Source organism: Lacinutrix sp. MEBiC02595, assembly GCF_053601555.1.
Genome location: NZ_JBSHNU010000243.1, coordinates 121790 through 145021 on the forward strand (window position 1 = coordinate 121790; position 23232 = coordinate 145021).

At 33.6% G+C, this 23232-nt stretch carries 13 protein-coding genes; 4 read left to right on the forward strand and 9 right to left on the reverse strand.

The annotated features are described in order from the left end of the window. Nucleotides 1–42: 42 nt before the first annotated feature. Complete coding sequence (locus ACVCZW_RS14205) at nucleotides 43–2274, reverse strand: patatin-like phospholipase family protein (protein WP_452230350.1); 2232 nt, start codon at nucleotides 2272–2274, stop codon at nucleotides 43–45. Further along, nucleotides 2275–4068: an excinuclease ABC subunit UvrC gene (uvrC, locus tag ACVCZW_RS14210; protein ID WP_452232727.1), complete on the reverse strand. Its 1794-nt coding sequence runs from the start codon at nucleotides 4066–4068 to the stop codon at nucleotides 2275–2277. A 132-nt stretch (nucleotides 4069–4200) separates the two neighbouring features. Here uvrC and ACVCZW_RS14215 point away from each other — a divergent pair, with 132 nt between their 5' ends. The 4 genes from ACVCZW_RS14215 to ACVCZW_RS14230 are packed head-to-tail and all read left to right on the forward strand — an operon-like array spanning nucleotide 4201 to nucleotide 7031. After that, nucleotides 4201–4626 (forward strand): ATP-dependent zinc protease family protein, encoded by a 426-nt coding sequence (locus ACVCZW_RS14215; RefSeq protein WP_452230352.1) that lies wholly within the window; start codon nucleotides 4201–4203, stop codon nucleotides 4624–4626. Further along, nucleotides 4623–5495: a 30S ribosomal protein S6--L-glutamate ligase gene (gene rimK, locus ACVCZW_RS14220; protein ID WP_452230353.1), complete on the forward strand. Its 873-nt coding sequence runs from the start codon at nucleotides 4623–4625 to the stop codon at nucleotides 5493–5495. Before ACVCZW_RS14215 ends, rimK begins: the two co-directional genes overlap by 4 nt. Nucleotides 5496–5502: 7 nt before the next feature. Then, nucleotides 5503–6471 carry a succinylglutamate desuccinylase/aspartoacylase family protein gene (locus ACVCZW_RS14225; protein ID WP_452230354.1) on the forward strand — a complete coding sequence of 323 codons (969 nt, stop codon included), beginning with the start codon at nucleotides 5503–5505 and terminating at the stop codon, nucleotides 6469–6471. Beyond that, on the forward strand, nucleotides 6468–7031 hold the full coding sequence (locus ACVCZW_RS14230; protein WP_452230355.1) for a 5-formyltetrahydrofolate cyclo-ligase: 564 nt from the start codon (nucleotides 6468–6470) through the stop codon (nucleotides 7029–7031). Before ACVCZW_RS14225 ends, ACVCZW_RS14230 begins: the two co-directional genes overlap by 4 nt. On the opposite strand, the gene ACVCZW_RS14235 is transcribed toward ACVCZW_RS14230, so the two are convergent. From ACVCZW_RS14235 to ACVCZW_RS14265, 7 genes are all read right to left on the reverse strand, one after another. Then, the gene (locus tag ACVCZW_RS14235; RefSeq protein ID WP_452230356.1) at nucleotides 7028–7843 is read right to left on the reverse strand and encodes a M23 family metallopeptidase; all 816 of its coding nucleotides are present in this window, start codon (nucleotides 7841–7843) and stop codon (nucleotides 7028–7030) included. The genes ACVCZW_RS14230 and ACVCZW_RS14235 overlap by 4 nt on opposite strands. Nucleotides 7844–7866: 23 nt before the next feature. After that, nucleotides 7867–8493, reverse strand: a complete 627-nt coding sequence (locus ACVCZW_RS14240) for a lipoprotein signal peptidase (RefSeq protein ID WP_452231160.1) — start codon at nucleotides 8491–8493, stop codon at nucleotides 7867–7869. Between the two features lie 113 nt (nucleotides 8494–8606). Beyond that, entirely contained in the window at nucleotides 8607–9227 is a 621-nt protein-coding gene (locus ACVCZW_RS14245; protein ID WP_452230357.1) for a hypothetical protein, read from the reverse strand. A gap of 143 nt (nucleotides 9228–9370) precedes the next feature. After that, on the reverse strand, nucleotides 9371–9751 hold the full coding sequence (locus ACVCZW_RS14250; RefSeq protein WP_452230358.1) for a TraR/DksA family transcriptional regulator: 381 nt from the start codon (nucleotides 9749–9751) through the stop codon (nucleotides 9371–9373). 4 nt (nucleotides 9752–9755) lie between these two features. Next, entirely contained in the window at nucleotides 9756–13160 is a 3405-nt protein-coding gene (gene ileS / locus ACVCZW_RS14255) for an isoleucine--tRNA ligase (protein ID WP_452232728.1), read from the reverse strand. A 117-nt stretch (nucleotides 13161–13277) separates the two neighbouring features. Next, the gene (locus ACVCZW_RS14260) at nucleotides 13278–16199 is read right to left on the reverse strand and encodes a PQQ-dependent sugar dehydrogenase (protein WP_452230360.1); all 2922 of its coding nucleotides are present in this window, start codon (nucleotides 16197–16199) and stop codon (nucleotides 13278–13280) included. Nucleotides 16200–16220: 21 nt separating this feature from the next. Further along, a complete protein-coding gene (locus tag ACVCZW_RS14265; protein ID WP_452232729.1) occupies nucleotides 16221–23231 on the reverse strand; it encodes a GEVED domain-containing protein in 7011 nt (2336 codons plus the stop codon). Nucleotide 23232 lies beyond the last annotated feature (1 nt).

The following is a 23232-nucleotide window of genomic DNA, read 5'->3' on the forward strand; positions in this document are numbered from 1 at the left end:
TGTTACCTATATTACAAATATCGTGAAAATTTTTGAGACTTTTTAAAACCAAAAACCAACGTTAAAAAACCACATTCTTTCTTTGATTTCTGGGGACCAAGAGTACTTTGCTTCTATTGGTCCGAAAAAGGTATCTAAAGAGTAACCTACTGCATAACCAGAATAATCTGGAGACGAAAACCAATTACCAGAATCAAAAAGGCCATCACCAATATTAGCATAGTTTGCCGCTAAGTTGATATGATTATTTTTAAAAATTTCATAATCTACATTTAATGTTCCTTTTACAAAACTATCTCCTACTAACGATAAAAAATCATAGCCATAGAACGATTTATAGTTATTAATGAAGTTATTTCCATAACCTCCAATTACAAAATCTAAAGACCTATTATCGTTTTCACCAATTTTAAAACCGCCTTCGGCTGTAATATTTGTGGTAATCTTATTATTAAAACTCTTTGTGTACCCAATGGTTGCTTTTCCGATAGAAAATTCTGAAAAATCGCTATTAAAATCAGAAGAATACAAGTATAAATGAAAATCACCCTCAAAGAATACACCTTCATTTGGAAAATACTTATTATCAAAAGTATCTAGTTTTAAGTTTCCGAAGAGACTAAAATAGCTACTATTATCAAAAACAGTTTCCTCCTGATTCGCATTGGTAAGTATGGTTTCTGTTTTTATTTTTAAGTGTTTATGTTCTGCACCTAATGTCAATGAGAAATCTTTTCTAAATAAGGTTTGCAAATAAAACTGATTGGTTAAATCCACTAGCTTAACATCCAGTTTATTTACATTAACAGCTAGCAGTTGCTCGTCTGTTAAAATAGTTTGTGCTTGAATATTTTGTTTAAATTGGTTGTATCTAGAATGCACACCAACACTCCAATAAAAACCTTTATCTACATAATAGTCAAAATTATATCTAATATTATCTCCAACTACAAAATCCAACGAAGCTACATCACTATTAAAAAGAATCTTTTTTTGAGTTACGTTAACTAGAACACCACTTTTATATAAGTCGTCATAATGAAGCCCTAATTTTAGCAAGGTATTTAAATTGCTTTCTTTTAGGTTCACATCCATCATATATCCATCTTTGTCTAAAGATGGTGTTAGCTTATAACTTACATTCTCAAAATTATTAGTTGCTGCAAGGTTATTTACGCCTTCTTGAAATGTGTTATAACTGATTTCTTCGTCGGGTTTAAATTTTAATTTACCCAGCACATAAGCTCTGGAGTATTTATCTATTCCATTAACATTTATTCCTTTAATTTTTAAACTGTCTATTGGTGTTATTTTGGCTAATTGCGGTTTCTTTTTTACTTGTTTGGCAACAATCTCTTTAAGCGCTTCTATATGTTTGTTTGTTTCTACTACGCCATTATCTATAATCGTTCTGCCCTCACTAAAAGACACAACACTAAAATTTGTTATATCTGGTTTAATATAAATATCTGTCTTTTTAGACTTGATTTTCATATCATTTATGGTTCTATAATTATTTATTTGAAGTAATATTTTAGTTGCAGATTGCAGTTGATCTCTCGTTGCCAAATCATCTTGCACATCTACTCCAATAATAATATCTACGCCTTTGGCTTTTAGTTCATCTATTGGATAGTTGTTTACAACACCACCATCTATTAAAACCTTATCGTCTATTCGTACTGGTTGAAACAAAGAAGGAAAAGCACCACTTGCCAGAATAGATTGCGGCAAACTGCCAGACTCTAAATACACAGCTTCTCCGTTTTCAATATTAGTGGCAACGCAGAAAAATGGAATTGGTAGTTTACTAAAATCATCAATATCACTTACATGCAAAGTTAACTTGGTAAGTAAGCTTAATGTATTTTGCCCTCGAGATAATGCTCTAGGTAATTTTACTTTAAACTTTTTAAACGGAAGTGTTATTGCATATTTTTCTGAATTATCGCGTTCATAAAACGTTTTTGCTTTACGTGGTAAGTTGTCACTAATAATATCATCAAAGTTTACACCTTTAAAAATGGAATCTATTTCTATACCAGAATAACCGGAAGCATACAAAGAACCTATAATTGCTCCCATACTTGTACCAGCAACATAATCTATTCTAATACCTAAACTATCAATAACTTTAAGCGTACCAATATGCGCAAGACCTTTTGCACCACCACCACTCAATACCAGACCTACTTTTAGATCCTCTTGTTCTAATTCTTGTGAAAAACTAAAAAGACTATAAAAAAGAAATATGAAGACTAATGCTTTGTTCATTTATTTATTATGATAATAATTATATATTTTTTCTGCTCGAGATACTCCAATAACAGCTTCCAATTCATCCAATTTCGCATTGGCAATTCGCTTTACAGATTTGAATACTTTCAATAGCTCTACTATTGTTTTGTCTCCAATTCCTGGAATACCTTCCAATTCTGTATTTAAAGCTGTTTTACTTCTTTTATTCCTGTGATGTTCTATTCCAAAACGATGTGCTTCATTACGCAACTGTTGTATAATTTTAAGCGTTTCGCTTTTTTTATCTAAATATAGTGGAATTGGATCATCTGGGTAAAATAATTCTTCCAAACGCTTCGCAATTCCGATGATCGCAATTGTTCCTCTTAAATTTAATGCATCTAAACTTTTTAAAGCCGATGAAAGTTGTCCTTTTCCACCATCAATAATAATCAGTTGTGGCAAAGGTTCTTTTTCGTCTAACAAACGTTTGTAACGTCTGTAAACCACTTCTTCCATAGAAGCAAAATCATCTGGACCAACTACCGTTTTAATATTAAAATGTCTGTAATCCTTTTTACTTGGTTTCCCATTTTTAAAAACAACACACGCAGCAACAGGATGTGTCCCTTGAATGTTGGAGTTATCAAAACATTCAATATGTCTTGGTTCTTCACTCAAGTGCAAATCGGCCTTCATTTGCGCCATGATCCTTTTCACATGTCTATCTGGATCTGTTATTTTAATTTGTTTAAAACGATCCATTCTAAAATACTTGGCATTACGAATAGACAAGTCTAGAATATGTTTTTTATCGCCTAGTTGTGGTACCGTGATTTTAAGGTTCTCGCCAACATGTACCTCAAAAGGTACATAAAGTTCTCTGGAGTTAGAGTTAAAACGTTGTCTTATCTCTGTAATTGCTAATTCTAAAAGTTGCTGATCAGACTCATCCAACTTTTTCTTAATTTCTAAAGTGTGCGAACGTATTATAGAACCATAAGAAATTTGCAAAAAATTCACATACCCAAAACTTTCATCGCTTACAATACTAAAAACATCTACATTGCTGATTTTTGGATTAATAATGGTAGATTTCGCTTGGTAATTTTCAAGCACTTCGACTTTCTCTTTTATTTTTTGCGCTTCTTCAAATTGCATTTCTTCAGCAAATTGTTTCATTTGCTGTTTAAATTGCGAAAGTGAATCTTTAAAGTTTCCTTTTAAAATTTCTCGAATTGCTATAATTTTCTCGTTATAAGCTCCTGTAGTTTCCAAACCCTCACAGGCACCTTTACAGTTTCCTAAATGATATTCTAAGCAAACTTTATATTTTCCTGTTGCAATTTTTTCCGGAGATAAATCGTATTTACAAGTCCGCAATTGGTACAACCCTTTTATTAAATCTAAAAGTGTGTACACGGTTTTCATACTGGTATAAGGCCCAAAGTACTCACTACCATCTTTAAAAACCCTTCTAGTAGTAAACACTCTAGGAAAACGTTCTTTTTTTATGCAAATCCAAGGATAGGTTTTATCATCCTTTAATAACACGTTATAGCGTGGTTTATTCTTTTTAATTAAGTTGTTTTCTAACAGTAACGCATCTGTTTCTGTCTCCACCACAATATGTTTAATGCTTGCAATTTTTTTTACAAGCACTCGCGTTTTACCGTTTTCATGTGTTTTGGTAAAGTAGGAGCTTACCCTTTTTTTTAAATTCTTAGCCTTACCAACATAAATAAGAGTATCTTCTACATCAAAGTATTGGTATACTCCTGGTGCATTTGGTAAGGTTTTAAGTTGTATTTTTAAAGCAGGTTCGCCCATCTTGTAAATGTACTTATTTTAATTTTTTATAAAGAAAAAATACCCTGATTTTAACGTATAATTTTTTAATAAAAAAGAAGGTTTTTACAAATACTTAATTATTACATTGCGCCACTTTTTGAAATAGAATAAATGATTAGAAAAACAATAGGAAGAGTAGACAAAATAGACTTTCCTAAACTAGATCTATACAACATAGATGTTAAGATAGATACAGGCGCTTATACGTCTGCAATACACTGTTCGCAAATTATTGTGGATGGTGAAAATTTAAAATGCACCTTTTACAGTAAAGGACATCCTAACTTTAGCGGTAAGGAAGTAATTTTTGAAAACTTTACAAAAACCAATGTAAAAAGCAGCAATGGTTTTAAGGAAAATAGATTTAAAGTGAAATCTGAAGTCGTTTTTTTTGGAAAAACATATAAGATTAACTTAACTTTAAGCACTAGAGAGGAAATGAGATTCCCAGTACTTATTGGTAGACAATTTTTAAAACGAAAATTTTTGGTTGATGTAGACCAAGAAAACATATCATACAATTTAAAAACATTATGAACATAGTTATTTTATCGCGTAACGCAAATTTATATTCTACAAACAGATTAGTAGAAGAAGGAGAAAAACGCGGTCACCAAGTAGAGGTTATAGATCCTTTAAAGTGTGATATTATTATTGAGCAACACAAACCAACCATTTTCTACAAAGACAGATACCTAGATTATGTAGATGCTATTATTCCTAGAATTGGAGCATCTATAACTTTCTATGGTTGTGCTGTGGTTAGACAATTTGAAGAAATGGGTGTTTTCACTATTGTAACCTCCGATGCTATACAACGCTCAAGAGACAAATTACGTAGTTTACAGCGTTTAAGTAAAGCTGGAATTGGTATGCCAAAAACCGTTTTCACTAATTATTCTAGAGATGTAGAAGAAGTTATAGAACATGTTGGTGGCGTTCCTGTAATTATTAAATTACTAGAAGGAACACAAGGACTTGGAGTGGTTTTAGCAGAAACTAAAAACGCTGCTGAATCTGTACTAGAAGCTTTTAACGGACTAGAAGCTAGAGTCATTGTTCAAGAATTTATTGGCGAAGCAAAAGGAGCAGATTTACGTGCTTTAATTGTAGACGGACAAGTGGTTGGTGCAATGAAAAGACAAGGAAAAGAAGGTGAGTTTAGATCTAATTTACACAGAGGTGGAAGCGCAAACGTGATTCAACTTAGTGAGCCAGAATTAAAATTAGCGCTCAATGCCTCTCGCGCATTAAAACTTCCAGTTTGTGGTGTAGATATGCTACAATCTAGTAGAGGTCCATTAATTTTAGAAGTCAACTCGACTCCTGGATTAGAAGGAATTGAAAGAGCTACCGAAAAAAATATTGCAAAAAGCATTATTACTTATATAGAAAAAAATAGCTAGTTAATTTATGATAAACCATAATGAAACCATTACCATTCTTGGTGAAAGTATAAAACTAGGAGAAAGTAAAGAGCTTTCTTTTGAGGTTGCAAAACTACACACTTCCAACTCTGTAGATGTTCCCGTGCTTATTTCACGTGCAAAAAAGCCAGGGCCAACGGTTTTACTAACCGCTGGAATTCATGGTGACGAAGTAAATGGTGTTGAAATTATACGTCAAGTTATTGCGAAGGGAATTAACATTCCTAAAAAAGGAACTATTATATGTATTCCAATTATTAATGTTTTTGGGTTTATAAATCTTTCTAGAGATTTTCCTGACGGAAGAGATTTAAATCGTGTTTTTCCTGGCACTTTAAAAGGGTCTTTAGCAAGTAGAGTTGCTTACAAATTGATACATGAAATTGTACAAGAAGTAGACTTTATAATGGATTTCCATACCGGTGGTTCCGGACGTTTTAATGCGCCACAAATTAGAATCATTAAAGAAGATAAAGTCTTAGATGACCTGTCTAAAAAATTTGGTGCTCCCTTTATTATATACTCTAAAAACATCAATAAATCTTTCAGAAGTACTTGTCAGAAATTAGGAAAACCAATACTTCTTTTCGAAGGCGGAAAATCTTCTCATATAGATACAACCATCACTAATCACGGTGTAAATGGTATTAAAAGAGTACTGCACAGTTTAGGAATGCTCTCTGCTAAGTTTAAAGTTTCTAAACCTAAAACAGACTGTGTTTTTATTAACGAAAGCAGATGGATTAGAGCGAAATATTCTGGGATGTTTAAAGCAACCGTAGAAATAAACAGCATGGTTAAAAAGGGAGATGTTATTGGAAACATCACAGATCCATATGGCAAGTCTAACCACTTTGTGAAAGCTGATAATGCAGGGTATATCATTAACGTAAACGAATTACCAATTGTGTATCAAGGAGATGCATTGTTTCATATATCCACAGAGTTATTATGACAAAAGCCGAGTTACGAATAGCCTATAGATTACAACGCAGAAATCTAACCGAAGCGCAATTAGACGATGCCAGTTTAGAAATTGCGAATCAACTATTGCAACTAGATATTTGGAACTTTTCTTTTTACCATATTTTTTTAAGCATTACAGAACAACACGAAGTAAACACCGATTATATTTTAAACATTTTATCTGGAAAAGATAAAAACATTATACTTTCTAAAAGCGATTTCAAAACCGGTTTGCTGAAGCACTTTTTACTAACCGATAATACCATCATTAAAAAGAATACCTACAACATACCAGAGCCCGTAGATGGAATCCCTATTCCTGCCGAAAGCATGGAAGTTGTATTTGTACCTCTTTTAGCTTTTGATACTAAAGGAAATAGAGTTGGTTATGGAAAAGGTTTTTATGATACATTCTTAGCTTCTTGCAAACCAGAAACCATAAAAATCGGACTTTCCTTTTTTGAGGCAGATGCTAAAATTTCAGATGTTTTTGAAGGAGATATCGCCTTAGATTACTGTGTTACACCAAAGCAGGTGTATCGGTTTTAGTTATAATTTCTGGTATACTTTTCTTTTTCCACCAAGTAACCAGATTTCAACCCATCCTCTAATTTAAACTTTGTTTTAACAGATTCTCTTTTTCCATCTATTCTTTGCAGATATACTGAAAAATGTAAGTGCGGACCAGAAGACCAACCAATGTTACCACTTTCGGCAATGAACTGTCCTTGTTCAATTATATCTCCAGCTTTAACTTTTGCCCCTTTTGTATTAATGTGAGCGTATTCAGAAAAAGTACCATCCTTATGATATATGATAATATAGTTATTAAACTTTTCACATTCTTGTGTACTACAGTTTTTAGTATTACTATCTACCACTTTTACAACAACACCATCACGTACCGCTAGAATTTTAGTTCCAATTGGCATAGTAAAATCTAATTGATTCTTATTTTGATGCGAAAAATGACCATTATAACCTTGAGACAAACTATGGCTTCCACCTTTTTCAAACGGCAAGTTATACTCATAATCTTTGTCGTATTCGGTTAAAAAATGATCTCCATGATTATACCAGGTTTCAGAACTAACACCATATTTTCCATTTTTAATAGTAGAAAGTGTTGTTAGCTTAATATTTTTTGTATTTGCTGGTAAAAGAAATATTTTATCATTGCCTTCCGATGATTTTAAATTTTTTAATGTAAAAGAAACTTTAATAGACACAGGAACTACCTCATTATTATCTGCATAAAACTCATAACCATTTTCAATGTTTTTAAGATGGGTTTTTACGTCCATTTGAGAAAACGTATGTAATGAAATAAAAAAAACAATGAAACTTATTCGTTTTTTCATACTTTAGAATTTGAGGTATTTATTTAATCTTCTTCTTTAGAAAAAGCTTTCTTATTAAACACAATAAGCATAATAAACCCTGCGCTTATTGCCATATCGGCCACATTAAAAACAGGCTCGAAAAAAGTAAAATACTTTCCACCATAAAACGGTAGCCATTCTGGCAAGTACCCTTTCCATAATGGAAAATAAAGCATATCTACTACTTTACCATGTAATATACCATCATAACCTCCTGCTTCTGGTAAAAAGGAAGCTACTTGGTGGTAACTATCGCTAAACAATAAACTATAAAAAGTAGAATCTATAATATTACCTAAAGCACCTGCAAAAATTAAAGCAATAGCAAGAACAAGCACGTTTGGACTTTGTTTTTTAATTGCAGAAACCAACCAATAACCAATACCTACAATGGCAACAATTCTAAAAAGGGTAAGTGCTACTTTTCCTGTTCTGTCGTTAATAAAAGAAACAAAATCGCTAATCTTGGTTCCCCAAGCCATTCCGTCATTTTCTATAAAATAGATTTTAAACCAGTCAAAAACTTCCACACTTTCTCCTAATAGGAAATGTGTTTTTATATACACTTTACTAATTTGATCTATTAGCAGAATGAGGATGATAAGTATTATCGATTTTTTTAGATTCATAGTATTCCCCATGAAAATGGGAATCTTTTTAAGTTAACTCCTATTAAAAGACCTTTTGATTGCGCTCAAGGTACCATTTTAGATAAGAAACGGTTTCTACAAAAATAGGAATATTATTGACTTTTAGTTATAGTTACATTCCCATTTATAGTTTTAATTAGCACTTCATGGCTCCCTACATCTATTTCTTCTTTTGAAATAGCACCATTTTTTGAGGTAATGCTAAGTTTTGCTTGGTTTGTTTGCAAGGCAATATTTCCATCTATGGTATATATTTTTGCATCCCCTTTATATTCCTGAAAAAAGCAATTCCCACTGGAAAGACTTAAGGTTACATTTTTATATTGTCCTTTTACGATAACAGTAGCAATATTAGAATTAATTAAAAGCTCTTTGTTTTCAGGAATCACAATAACAAGTTCTATTGAAATTACTTTATGTGCACTTAATTTATCATTTGCATCCTTAAAAAGGGGTTGTATTTTTGCAGCTATGTACAGATTTCTGTTTTTATTTTCAGCAACTAAAACAATGTCTTCGTTATTTTCGCCTTCTACTCTAGAATGTATTCTAATGGTATCTACAGGTTTCGCCTCGACAACAATTTTAAACACATTTTCACCATCCACAATAATGTTTGCTATGCCATTAGCCGCAAATGATTTTTCTGTAATATGTTGCGCTTGTAGTAAGTTTGTAAAACAAAAGAGAAATATGTAAACACTGTTTTTCATTATATTAAGATGCTTCCTTTAGACTACGCTCTGTGCAGGCTATTTTGAAAGGATAAAAAGGTTATATAAATAAAAACGCTTCAAAGAAATTGAAGCGTTTTACTATTTATTTATAATAAGATCCCTGTTTTCACAGGAATTTGTTATTGCATGTTTTTCGCTTCAATACTTAAAGTAGCATGAGGCACTAATTTTAAACGTTCTTTAGCAATAAGTTTTTTAGTTACACGACAAACACCATAGGTTTTATTTTCTATTCTAATCAAAGCATTCTTTAAATCACGAATAAACTTTTCTTGTCTAATCGCTAGTTGCGAGTTGGACTCTTTACTCATCACAGCACTACCTTCATCAAAGGCTTTAAATGTTGGCGAAGTATCTTCTGTACCATTGGTATGGTTATTCATATACGCACTTTTAATAAGCTCTAAATCGTGTTGTGATTTTTGTATTTTCTCCAAAATTAGCGCTTTAAATTCTGCTAAATCTTTATCTGGGAATCTTACGTTAATATCTGTTGCCATAATTTTAATGTTTTGTAATAAATAATTTGGTATTTATAGTGTCAAAAGCAATTTCTATACCAGTATCTATTTGTTCTACAATCTCTAACGTTTCGGTTAAGGTTTCGGTTTTAATATACTCGATATTCGCTTCCACAGCCTTAACAATTTGGTCGTCTTTTTGAATTTTTACATCTATTCTATCTGTAACTTCAAATCCGGAATCTTTACGTAAGTTTTGAATCCTATTTACTAACTCACGAGCAATTCCTTCTTCACGTAATTCTTCCGATATGGTAACATCTAAGGCAACGGTTAAATTACCTTCATTTGCTACAAGCCAACCTTCTATATCCTGCGATGTTATCTCTACATCACTTAGTTCCAAAGTAATACTTTTTCCGTTAACTTCAACATCTAAAACACCATTTTGCTCGATTTTTTTAATATCTACTGCAGTAAACTTCTGAATTTCTCCTGCAATCGCTTTCATATCCTTACCAAAACGCGGTCCTAATGTTTTAAAATTAGGCTTTATTTGTTTTACTAATATATCGGAAGCATCTTCTAAAAGTTCAATCTCTTTAATGTTTACTTCGTGTTTTATTAAATCTGCTACTGCTAAAATATCTTCCTTTTGCGTCGCTGAATCCACAGGAATCATAATTTTTTGTAATGGCTGACGTACTTTAATTTTTTCTTTAGCTCGTAACGATAAAACCAACGATGATATCGTTTGCGCTGCTTCCATTTTACGTTCTAAGGCTTTATCTATAAAAGCGGTATCACTCTTTGGAAACTCTGCCAAATGTACACTTTCAAACGTTTCTGTTTGTGTTGTTTTTGTTAAGTCTAGGTAAAGTTTATCCATAAAAAATGGTGCAATTGGCGCGCCAAGTTTCGCTATGGTTAACATACACGTATATAAAGTTTGGTATGCTGAAATTTTATCGGTTTGGTAATCGCCTTTCCAGAAACGTCTTCTGCTTAAACGTACGTACCAGTTACTTAAATATTCTTGTGTAAATTCTGAAATTGCTCTTGCTGCCTTTGTTGGCTCATATTCTGCATAAAAATCGTCTACTTTCTGAATTAAAGTGTTTAATTCGGAAAGAATCCAACGATCAATTTCAGGTCTTTCGTTTAACGGAATATCGGCTTCCGCATAACTAAACTTATCAATATTTGTATATAAAGTAAAGAAAGAATAGGTGTTATAAAGTGTTCCGAAGAACTTACGTTTCACCTCTTCAATACCATCGACATCAAACTTTAAATTATCCCACGGATTTGCATTCGCAATCATATACCAACGCGTAGCATCTGCTCCGTACGTAGATAATGTTTCAAAAGGATCTGTTGCGTTTCCTAGACGCTTCGACATTTTTTGTCCGTTTTTATCTAAAACCAATCCGTTAGAAACTACATTTTTATAGGCTACAGAATCGAAAACCATCGATGCAATTGCATGCAATGTATAAAACCAACCACGTGTTTGATCCACACCTTCGGCAATAAAATCTGCTGGAAATGCTTTATTCTCGTCTATTAATTCTTTATTTTCAAAAGGGTAATGCCATTGTGCATACGGCATAGAACCAGAATCGAACCAAACATCTATTAAATCACTTTCACGTTGCATAGGTTGTCCGCTTGGGGAAACTAATACAATTTCATCTACAATATTTTTATGTAAATCTATTTTAGCGTAGTTTTCTTCGGAGTTATTTCCAACTTCAAAATCTTCGTAAATGTCTTTCGCTAAAACGCCAGCGGTAACTGCTTTTGCCATTTCGGCTTTAAGCTCTTCCACAGAACCAATACAAATTTCTTCTTTACCATCTTCTGTTCTCCAGATTGGTAATGGAATTCCCCAATAGCGAGAACGCGATAAATTCCAATCGTTTGCATTTGCAATCCAATTTCCAAAACGTCCTTCTCCAGTGGATTTTGGTTTCCAGTTAATGGTAGTATTTAACTCATGCATTCTACCTTTTACATCGGTAATTTTAATAAACCAAGAATCTAACGGGTAATATAGAATTGGTTTATCTGTACGCCAGCAATGTGGATAGCTATGCTTATATTTTTCGACTTTAAAAGCTCTATTTTCTTCTTTTAACTTAATCGCTAACTCGACATCTATAGAACGTTCTGGAGCTTCGCCATCGTTATAATATTCGTTTTTCACATACTTACCACCAAACTCTTTCATTTCTGGTCTAAAACGACCTTGTAAATCTACCAGTGGTACTAAGTTTCCGTTTTCATCTTTCACCAATAATGGTGGTATTTCAGGAACTGCTTGCTTAGCAACTAATGCATCATCGGCTCCAAAAGTTGGTGCTGTGTGTACGATTCCTGTTCCGTCTTCGGTAGTAACAAAATCTCCAGCAATAATTCTAAAGGCATCTTGCGGATTATCATTTGGTAAAGCATACGGTAATAATTGTTCGTATTTAATGCCAACTAAATCCTTCCCTACAAACTCTTTTACTACAAAATATGGTATTTTTTTGTCTCCAGATGTATAGTCTAATAATTCTTGCTTCGTTTCAATGCGTTTAAACTTTCCATCAAACTGTTTATTAACCAAAGCTTTTGCTAAAACTACATTAATTGGCTCAAAGGTATACTGATTGTACGTTTCTACTAAAACATAATCTATTTTCGGACCAACAGTTAATGCGGTATTACTTGGTAATGTCCATGGTGTTGTAGTCCAAGCCATGAAATAAATATCGCCTTCGTTTTGTAAAAAGTCTGGCAATGTTTCTTCTAATGCTTTAAACTGTGCAACAATGGTTGTATCTGTTACATCTTGATATGCTCCAGGTTGGTTTACCTCATGCGAGCTAAGTCCTGTTCCTGCTTTTGGTGAATATGGCTGAATAGTATAGCCTTTATACATCAAATTTTTAGAATAAATCTCTTTAAGCAGCCACCAAACCGTTTCCATGTATTTAGGTTCATAGGTAATATATGGATCGTCCATATTTACCCAATACCCCATTTTATTGGTAAGGTCGTGCCAAATATCGGTATAACGCATTACTGCTTTTCTACATGCTGCATTATAATCTTCTACAGAAATAGTTTTACCAATATCTTCTTTAGTAATTCCTAGTTCTTTTTCTACGCCAAGTTCTATTGGTAAACCATGTGTATCCCAACCTGCTTTACGCTTTACTTGAAAACCTTTCATGGTTTTGTAACGCGGAAAAATATCTTTAATAGAACGAGCAAGTACGTGGTGCACTCCAGGTAATCCATTTGCTGAAGGAGGTCCTTCAAAAAACACATAAGGTTCTGCACCTTCTCTAGTAGTTACACTTTTTTCGAAGATGTTATTTTCTTGCCAATAGTTTAAGATTTCATCTGCAACTTTTGGTAAGTCAAGGCCTTTATACTCAGGAAATGTAGTGCTCATTATATCGTTTACTTTTAAGAGTTGCGAAATTAATGAATTTCGGCGAATTTGTTAAGTTTATAAAAAATAAAAGCCTCTGAAAATTTCAGAGGCTTTTTGTTTCGTATTTTAAAGTACTTATATTTTTATAAGCTTCTTTGAAATTAAAGTTTTAGTTCCTTCTGTAATACGCATAAAATAAACACCATTACTTAATTCTCCTAACCCTGTGAAATGTATTTCACTTTGGGAATTAGTTACGGTTTCACTACGAATAACTCTACCTTGCAAATCGAATAACAATACTGTTAATTCTTGATAATTAAAACCAGAAGGTAAACTAACAACCACATTATCTTTTAAAGGATTTGGATATACAGAAATATTAGTTAAAGTACTATTTGAAGTTGAAAGTGTATTATTAATAATGTTTACGGTGTAGTCTTCCACTTGACTATTATTATCATTATTAAGAATTAGACCACAAGATTCATGACCTCCATCACCACTAGGTATCCAATATTGTCTAGATGCAATACGCATTCTAGTATTTCCTGGAAAAGCACTTGCAGGAACAGCTATTGTTTTACTGTTTGGACTACTACCATATAAATTATTAGAAGCATGTTCCCAAACTTTTTCGTTTGCATCTTCAAAATCTCCATCTTGATTAAAATCTATCCAAACTGCTATTCCTATTTGATTGGTGTAGCTTGTAGAAATGGTTAAAGAATAACCACTACCAGCATTCATACTTATTGGAGAAACCCCAGTGAAATCGGTATAGCCTTCATTAGAAGAGGAAGCATTACTTATAAACGTCCCCATTTCTCCATTCATTTGCACATTACTTATTTGTCCGATGTTCTTTCCATAAGCATCACAATAAGTAACAGTTGAAGTAGTAAACAATACGGTATTACTATAAGCAGATTGTGAGGAACCACAATCGCTACGAACTTCTAATTCATAATTAGTAGACAATGTTAAACCTGTTATTGTAGTTGCATTAATTGCTGAATTAACGGTTGTCCAAGCACCAAATTCTTCACGGTATCTAATATGGAATGTTACATCGTCTATATTATCCCAAGATACATCTGCTGAAGTGGATCCAGGAGTTACAGAAACATTAGCTGGTACTGGCAATGCATTAACCATTACACTTTGTGTCGTTGAATCTGAATTTACACCATCATCAAAAAGCCATGTAATTGTTCCGCTTTGACCTGCGGCAAATGTAGTATTGTCTGATGTTGTCGCTGTTACTTCGACACACCCATTATTTATTAAAGTTGGTGTTGGCACTGTAACTTCACAATTACTTATTATATTATCTAGTGTTGGTGCCACAAATGGTGAAGGCGATGGATTAGGATTAATGGTTACTGTAGATGAACATCTACTTTCATTACCGTCATTATCTGTAACTGTTAACCAAACGGTTTGAGAAGCACCAACATGTGTACAATTAAAAGTATCTTTATCTATAACCACAGAATTTATTCCCGCAGCTCCTCCTGTGGAACCATTATCTATCTGACTAGCCATTATTGTTGCGTTTCCGTCTGGATCTAAAGTCACTGTTATGTCTTGACAATTAGCTACTGGTGGATTAGAAACTAATAAGCCAACATACTGAATTTTAACGATGGTTCCACCATTTTCGATAGAAACACCAGAACCAGAAGATGGACCAGAAGTTCCTCCGCTATTATCTGTAACGGCATAAATAGTTAATCCGTCTGGCGAAATTGCAATATCTCTATATCTATCATTGGAAGAGTGAAATTCTTCATAACCATCAATAGAACCTTGGTCATCATCGCCTACCACATCATTTCCATCTGGAGATAATTTAGCTCTATAAATAGTTCCTTTTTTTAAAGTTGGCACTAATAACGAACGTCCCCAACCTGGAATATTTCCAGCTTCATGTATATCGATACTTGAAGGTGCTACACTTGGCCATGTGAACCAACCTCCTGGAGGATCTGTTGCTACCGTACCACCATAAGTACCTATTGGCGGTTGAAAATTAGTAGGTACATCTCCTGCAGTAGGATAAGACTCATATTCTGTTGCTGTATCTGCTCCTGCTGGACAATTATGATCACTAAAATCTCCTGCGTTACAATCCACACCTAAAGAAGACCAGTTACAATAGCTATACGCCATATTATCATAGTATCCTGCAATTTCTGGCCAACCATAATTTTTACCAGTTTTAATAACATTTATTTCATCATCGACTTTTGCACCATGTTCGGAAGCATATAATGTTCCATCTTGAGAAAATATAATTCCTTGTGCATTTCTATGACCATACGTATTGACATGACTTTGTACACCATTTAAAACCGGGTTATCGGAAGGAATAGAACCATCTAAATTAATTCGTAATGTTTTCCCTGGATAATTATCATAATCTGTTGGAGATGTTGGTAACACCTGCGCTAAATTAGGATTACAAGAATAATCAAATTGATTTGCTCCTTGATCTCCAATAGTATAATATAATTTTGAATCTGGACCGAATATTAAACGTCCTGAATTATGATCTGCACTTGCAGGAAGCCCTTCTAAAATAGATCCGTTTGCATTTAGATTAATATCTTCAGATAAAGTACCTGAACTAACATCATAAACTAACCTCGCGATTCTTAATTTTAAACCATTATCTGCATAGGTATATGCTACATAGACATAATTATTAGAAGTTGCAGCAGGATTGGAATATAAAGCTGGATGAACAGCCATCCCCATTAATCCACCTTGCTTAGAATACTCTATTTTACTACTTAAATCTAGCATGGTAGTAATTGGTCCACCTGAAGTACTTATTCTAACGATTTTTTCTCCTACGCGCTCTGTTAACCATAAGTTTCCATCTGGCGCATATGTTATTTCCCAAGGAAAGTTAAAAGCCAGATCTGCTGTTAAGTTTGTAGTTGTCCAATCGGAGCCACTAGTTACCGAAGACGAAAGCGGCATCATTGGTCCTTGTGCATAAATAAAGGAAGCGCACAACATCATTAGAAAAAGTAAAGTTTTTTTCATTTAAAATATAAATTATGAGATTTATTGAATTATTATTTTTTTAGTTACAGTTAAATTACTCTTCATTTTCATAGTAACTAAATATACTCCAGTACTTGTGTTTTCAAGAGAAACACCATTCTCTAAGTCTGAAGTTTTTACATTTTCTTTAGTATATACATTTTGACCTAAAACATTATGCACAACTAATGATGCAACATCTTCTTTAAGTTGTTTTGCATAAAGTAAATTCTGATTTGAATTAAAGTAAATTATTGCATCATTATTTGCTGTTACTTCCTCTGTACTTAATCTTGCACCTTCGAAAACGATTTCAAATCTTTCATCAAATTGTCCAGCTTCGGATAAGAATGTATATGCTGCCTCTTCTCGTAAATCAAAGTACACATCTCTAAGGTTATCTTTTAAATAAACCTCTTGTTCATCAGCTATATTAATTACCTCTGTTAACTTAATACTATAGCTATTACTTCCTGATGTTTTTAATGCTAACGGCACTACTTTATCATTAGAAATTGCTGCGTATGCTTGTATTGTCATATACTCATCCTCTAACAACAGACTTAAATCATCATGATTTTCGTCCGTATTTTTAGATTCATATCCATAATCATATGCGTCTGTTGTAAAATCACTAAACCCTAATAACAATTCTCTTCGTGTTGCTTGACCGTCTAATGCATTAAACTCTAATCGTATTTTTCGCATGATATCTTCTTCCCTTTCTGAATCATCAGAACGATCCTGCGTTGCTTCTCTAAAAAACACAGAACCATTTTCTACAGTTCCATCTGCATCTGTTTCTTTAATAAATATACGTTGATTATTATTAAACTCTACAGAACCATCACTTGTTATTTCTACTACAAAACCTTGCCCGATTGGCAAGTACCAAGTAGGTCTTTTCGTACCATCTAGGGAGCCATTATTTCCACCTATACCGCCTTCAAATTGGTATGCCAGAACACTTCCTGTTTTATTAACTGTTGCATAACCTCCTTCATATTCTGTGGTAGTATGTGATGTTCCTGCCCATTGTTGCCATAAATGAATATCTCCTTGTAATACCGATTGATTATCGTCTATGAATTGCCGAACATCTAATGCCGATGGATACGGATTACCTAAAATATATTCTGTTTTGGATTCCCCTGCCACAGATCCTCCACCTCCTACATCAGACACGCTTACTTTTATGGTTCCATTGTTTGGTTTACCTTCAAAAATATATTCTTGTTCTGCTCCTTCTCCTGCTCCTTCTCCTGTTCCTTTATGAATATAACCTACACCAGAATTTATAGCTGTTGTTGTACTTAGGCTTTCATAATCATAATAGGTAACTCCGTTCTTATAAGTATACATCCAACGTGTACTTAAAGTCCCTATTTGGTTATTCGCATTTGTAAAACTTAGGCCATTGCCATCTCCATCTTTTAACATGTTGATTTTAAAAGGCGTATTATTTGTATTATTACTAGAGGTATTATTATCACTTAAAGTAGTAACTCCCGTTTCTCCTACTGGCGAACCCCAATAGTTATACCAATAATAATCTGACGTTCCTTCTTGACGTCTCAATATTTTCCCTGTTGCCGATGTTACTAAATCACTATTTGATTTTTGTATTAACTGAGAATCACTTTTTAAATCTAAAGTTCCATCTAATTGAAAGTACCAACTATTGTTTACTTCATTATCGCCATTAATTGTAAAAGTCTTATTGCTATCTATAAATAATCCGACATTTGCATGTGATGCTGTTGTTGAAATATTATTATGTAATTGAACAATACTCCAATCTTTATTATTTTCAACATCTGTAATATCCCAAACGTTTCCATGTTGCCAATTTGCTACGGTTGTCCATTCTCCATCTTGGATTGTTTTGTAAGGCAATGGTGCTGTTTGAAAATAAATTTTCTTAATATTATATAGCTTAGCGCCAGTAGATTGATCTATTGTAGGCGTTACTTTATTATCGGTTATATCATCTTTATAGCCATCCATTTTATAGTAACGCAATAGATTATTACCAATATCTGTTGTAGATATATCTTTAGGTACTATTTTTCCTTGGTTGAAGCTTTCATTTTCTTCTAGCTCTTGGTATACGGTTCTTTGTACTTCTTCTTCCGTTAAGGCAATATTAAATAATCTTACCTCATCTATTTCACCATGAAAGTAGTTTGCATCTGTATCTGGAAGTCTACCAATAGTAACTTTAGATGTAATATCATAAGGAACACCGTTAACTGAAGCGTTACCTGGTTGTGCTTCTCCATTAATATAAAGTACCGTTTCTGTATAATCTGTAGTAGCGGCAACATGTGTCCATATTGCATCTACAACCACATCTGTAGAAGTAATAACAGCAGTACCATTTAACATTATGGATACGCTATTATCTGCATCATTAACCACAATGTAAAACTTATCTTGACCTGCAATTACTCGATCTGTATTTAAGGTATTATCTCCTTCTGATTTTATCCAAGCCATTATAGTTGCTTTTCCGCTAGAAATCACATTTACATCTTCTACATAATCATTACGACCATCAAAGAAAAGGCTATACGAATCATCTAAATCTCTAGGCGAACCAAAGTTTACATCATCGGTATCAAAAGTATTTAATAAACCATCTTTATCATCATCTGTATTCCCATCAATAACACCATCACCATCGGCATCAAGGCCGGCATAAATAGTACCACTAATATCGGTACCATTGGCAGGATTATTAGTCGCATCATTACTATCTATATCTAAATAATCTGGGATACCATCACCATCACTATCTAGAGGGTCATTATAACTAAAAGTACCATGATCGGTATCAAAAACGCCATCGGTATCATCATCATTATCATCAATAGAAGGTAAAATACCATCTCCATCTGGATCATCTGTTGTATTACCTATTGATGCGTCCTGATAATCAAAACCTTCAGCTACACCATCTCCGCTAATATCTATATCTCCTAAACCATTATATTCTACATTATCAAAAATACCATCATTATCACTATCTAAATCAATATGATTAGGAACGCCATCTCCATCGGAATCTAAAGCAGTTAAACCTTCATAAGCATCATGCATACCATTACCATTTAGATCTACCCAAGGATTATCTGTATCATTATACACTGTAGCATCATAATTATTATCTACATACCCTAATTCTACGACATTGGGTATCCCGTCATTATCGTTATCTAAATCAATAACATCTGCAACACCATCTCCATCTAAATCACAAAGTGTTTGTTTTACAAAAATATCATCAATAGCTAAATCGTTTCCTGCACCTCCATCTTGCGCATTCGTTAACTCTACTGTAATTTGTGATACCGTACTTATAAAACTTGCCGAAACCTCTATCCAATCTCCAACAGAACTTGTTGCTGGAATTAAGTTAGATGATTCTGAAGCTAATACATTTCTTAAATCATCATAAATAGTAATAATAACCTCAGGTTTTTTTCTACCACCAATTCCTGGTGCATCTGTACGGTCAATATTTATAGCATAAAAACCAAACTGAATTGGCACACCAGGCGTAATACCTGTTATATCTTGGCTATAAAAAACGCCTGGATCATAACTGGCATTAAAAATTGCCATTCTACCGTTAGTATCTCCTGGAGTATGATCTAATCCATCATACCAAAATTCATTTGCCCAATTAGAAATATCGGTATCAATACCGTCTACATTACCATCATTATTGGTAATGGTATGGTGTACGGTATAATCTCCATCGTTTACACTTGTAGAATTAAATTCTGAAGGACATAAAGATCCTGAACCATCTTCATAACAATATGTTGTGGTTGCTCCTGCGTAATTTCCATTAATTTGAATACGGTTGGTACCTGCACCAAAGTTTTCATTTAAAAACACTAAATCTGTAGTAGAAGCATTAGGGTAACTCGCACAAGTAATAGACTCTTCGCTATCTGTTAATCCATCATTATCATCATCTATATCTATATTATCTGGCACGCCATCACCATCGGTATCTGGGAAGGTTTGTGCTCCTTCTCCTTCTACTGTAAAAGTAAATGGATTTTCGTCTACATCATTAGACAAGATAGAAACAACTCCAGAATAGCTTCCTATCATATCTGGATCGAAAGCAATAGTAAATATGGTAGATTCCCCTGGCATTAAAGTGGTTAATGCAGGTTGTGTCCCTACAGTAAATGCAGCAGATCCTGCCACAGTAACATAAGGCGCTTGTAATACTAAATCTGCAATACCTGAATTTTCTATAAGAAAAGATCTAGTAGTTGCACCAGAATTGATATCATAAATACCAAAATAGGTATAGTTATTTGTATCTGTAACTGTACTACCTGAAAGAATATTTATACCATTACCAGAAACTTCAATTTCTTGTGCGGTAGCGTCATTTTCTATGTTTATTATATAGTCTTCAAATTCTTCACGTTGAAAGTTTGTATTACCACAAGGGTTATCGGAATCATGATACCTTCTTACACCAACACGCATTAATACACTACCAATAACAGCTGTTCCAGGAATGGTTATATTACCATTAAAGGTATTGTCTGTATTAGATAAACTATTGTCTTCCCCATCAATAGTAGAAACTTGTTCTGCTATTGAAATTTGACCATCTCCATTTAAATCGACATACACCGTCCAACCAGATCTATTTTCACTAGCAGCAGCAGCAGACACTTCAATTTCTATTGGATATGTACTTCCTCTTATTACGTCTGCACTTGGCGTTGCTGTATAATCTGCATACCCATTATCATAAAAAGAAGCATTATTTATTCCTGGAGCATTTTCACCTGGTAAAGACACATTAGAAATATAATAATTTGCGTTTGCATTAGTAGCATTAGGCACACAAGCACTATTTACATATAATGTATTAAAAGTAGTACTTGCAGCATATGCTGAAACAACAGCACCACAAACGCTTGCTACTTGTACTTCGTAATCTGTAAAACTAGTTAAACCTGTAATCGTATACGTGTTTGTTGCTACAGCAACGGTAGTCCATACAGTATCTCCAACCGCTCTATATCTTATAGAGTAGGTTTCATTACCTAAAGCATCATCCCAAGAAACAGTTGCTTCTGTTTGTGTAATTGCAGAAACCACAATATTGGTTGGTGCTACAGAAGTTATGTTTACCGTTTGTGTTGCAGTATCTGTATTTCCGTTACCATCATCATATAACCAAGTAATAGTACCACTACTTGTTAAAGTAGTATTATCTGTTGTGGTTGGTGTAATAGTAACACAACTATAAGATATATCTGCAGGTGTTGGTACAGTATACGTACAAGCTGCATTTATAGTTGGTAAGGTTGGTGCTACTAAAGCACCTGTAAATGCTTCTACAGTAACCGTAGAAGTACAAGTCGCTGTTTGTCCTTCATCATCGGTTACGGTTAAAGTTACCGTATTAGCACCTAAATTAGTACAATCGAAAGTATCTATATCTATAGCTAAGCTTGGAGTTCCTCCATCGTCTGAAGAAGGCGTAGTAGTGTTATCAATATCTCCAGCTACTATGCTAGCATTTCCATCACTATCTAAAGTTACCGTTATATCTTGACAGTTTGCCACTGGTGGCGCAGAAGCTGGTGAAATATTCACGGTGTAATCTTCGTATTCTCCTGAAACATAATTTGCATAACAAGGAGTAGAATTAGTACCACTACTAACACCAATTCGCATTCTAGTATTACCAAAATAAGATGCTGTAGGCACAACAATACTAATAGGAATAACTACAGTATTTGATCCTGAAATATTATACTCAAACTCTTCTCCTGCATCATCTAAAACACCGTTATGGTTAAAATCTATCCAAATAAGTAACCTTCTATTATTTACATTATAAGTAGGAAGTGTTACGGTTATATTACCAGCAACTGTTGATCCAGCTGTAACATTTCCTGTTTGGCTTGTATAGTCTTGGTATTGTCCTTCAGTTCCTGTTGTTGGATAACTAATTCCTGCAAAATCTACATTAGAAATATAGTATCTATTATTATTTTGTAAATGACTCGCATCAGGCGTGCAATACACAACAGGATTTTCTTCATTTACAGTAACATTAACCGTTGCCGTTTCGCAAGTTACAATGGTAGAAAAATTACATAACTCATAAGTAAAGCTATCGGTACCAAAAAAACCAGCATTTGGTATATATTGAAAAACACCATCGCTTATTTCGGTTACGCCACCATTTACACCATTAGACACTAAACTATAATCATCTGCATCCCCACCTATGGTTCCTATATAATCGTTTGTAGATACATCTACTTGATTACTTGCACCTGCAGTACTGTTTTCTTCTACCGTTAAGGTATCATCTTCAGTTACTGGTGTTGCAGATGGTGGTGCAAAATTTAAAGTATAGTCTTCAACATCACCTCTGTATGTACCTGTAAAATCACAACCATCTGCAGATAAAATAGCTCCATTACCGCTACAAGAAGCACAAAAAGCGGCTTGTATTCTTAATTTAGAAGATGTTGATGTTACCGTATTTGCTATAGTAAAGCTACCTGTTATATTTTGTACAGCACTATTATTTGAGTTATAAGTCTGAGTGAATACTTGGGTGTAATTTTCATCATTATTATAATCGATCCAAATTCTTATTTGAGTATTCCCCCAAGTTAGACCTTGATTATTATTTTTAGTTATAGAAAAAGTATAGGTACTACCTGCAGTAGCATCTGCAGACATGCTTGTAAAATCGGAATATCTAGTATTGGTATTATCGTTATTAATTCCTGTTGCCACATTATCTCCTGCTATAGTTACATTAGAAATATAATGCCCATTCCAATCTACAAGGTCATTACCTCCTGGATTTGTTATATCATAACCACACTGCGCCGAAGCCACAACCGTATTAAGTAGAAATAGTATGGAAAATACTAGTTTAGCAAAAGAAATGCGATTCCCTTTAGTAGGTAAAGTAGAACGCTCACATAATGGGTGAACTAAAGAAGGAGTAAAATTTTTCATA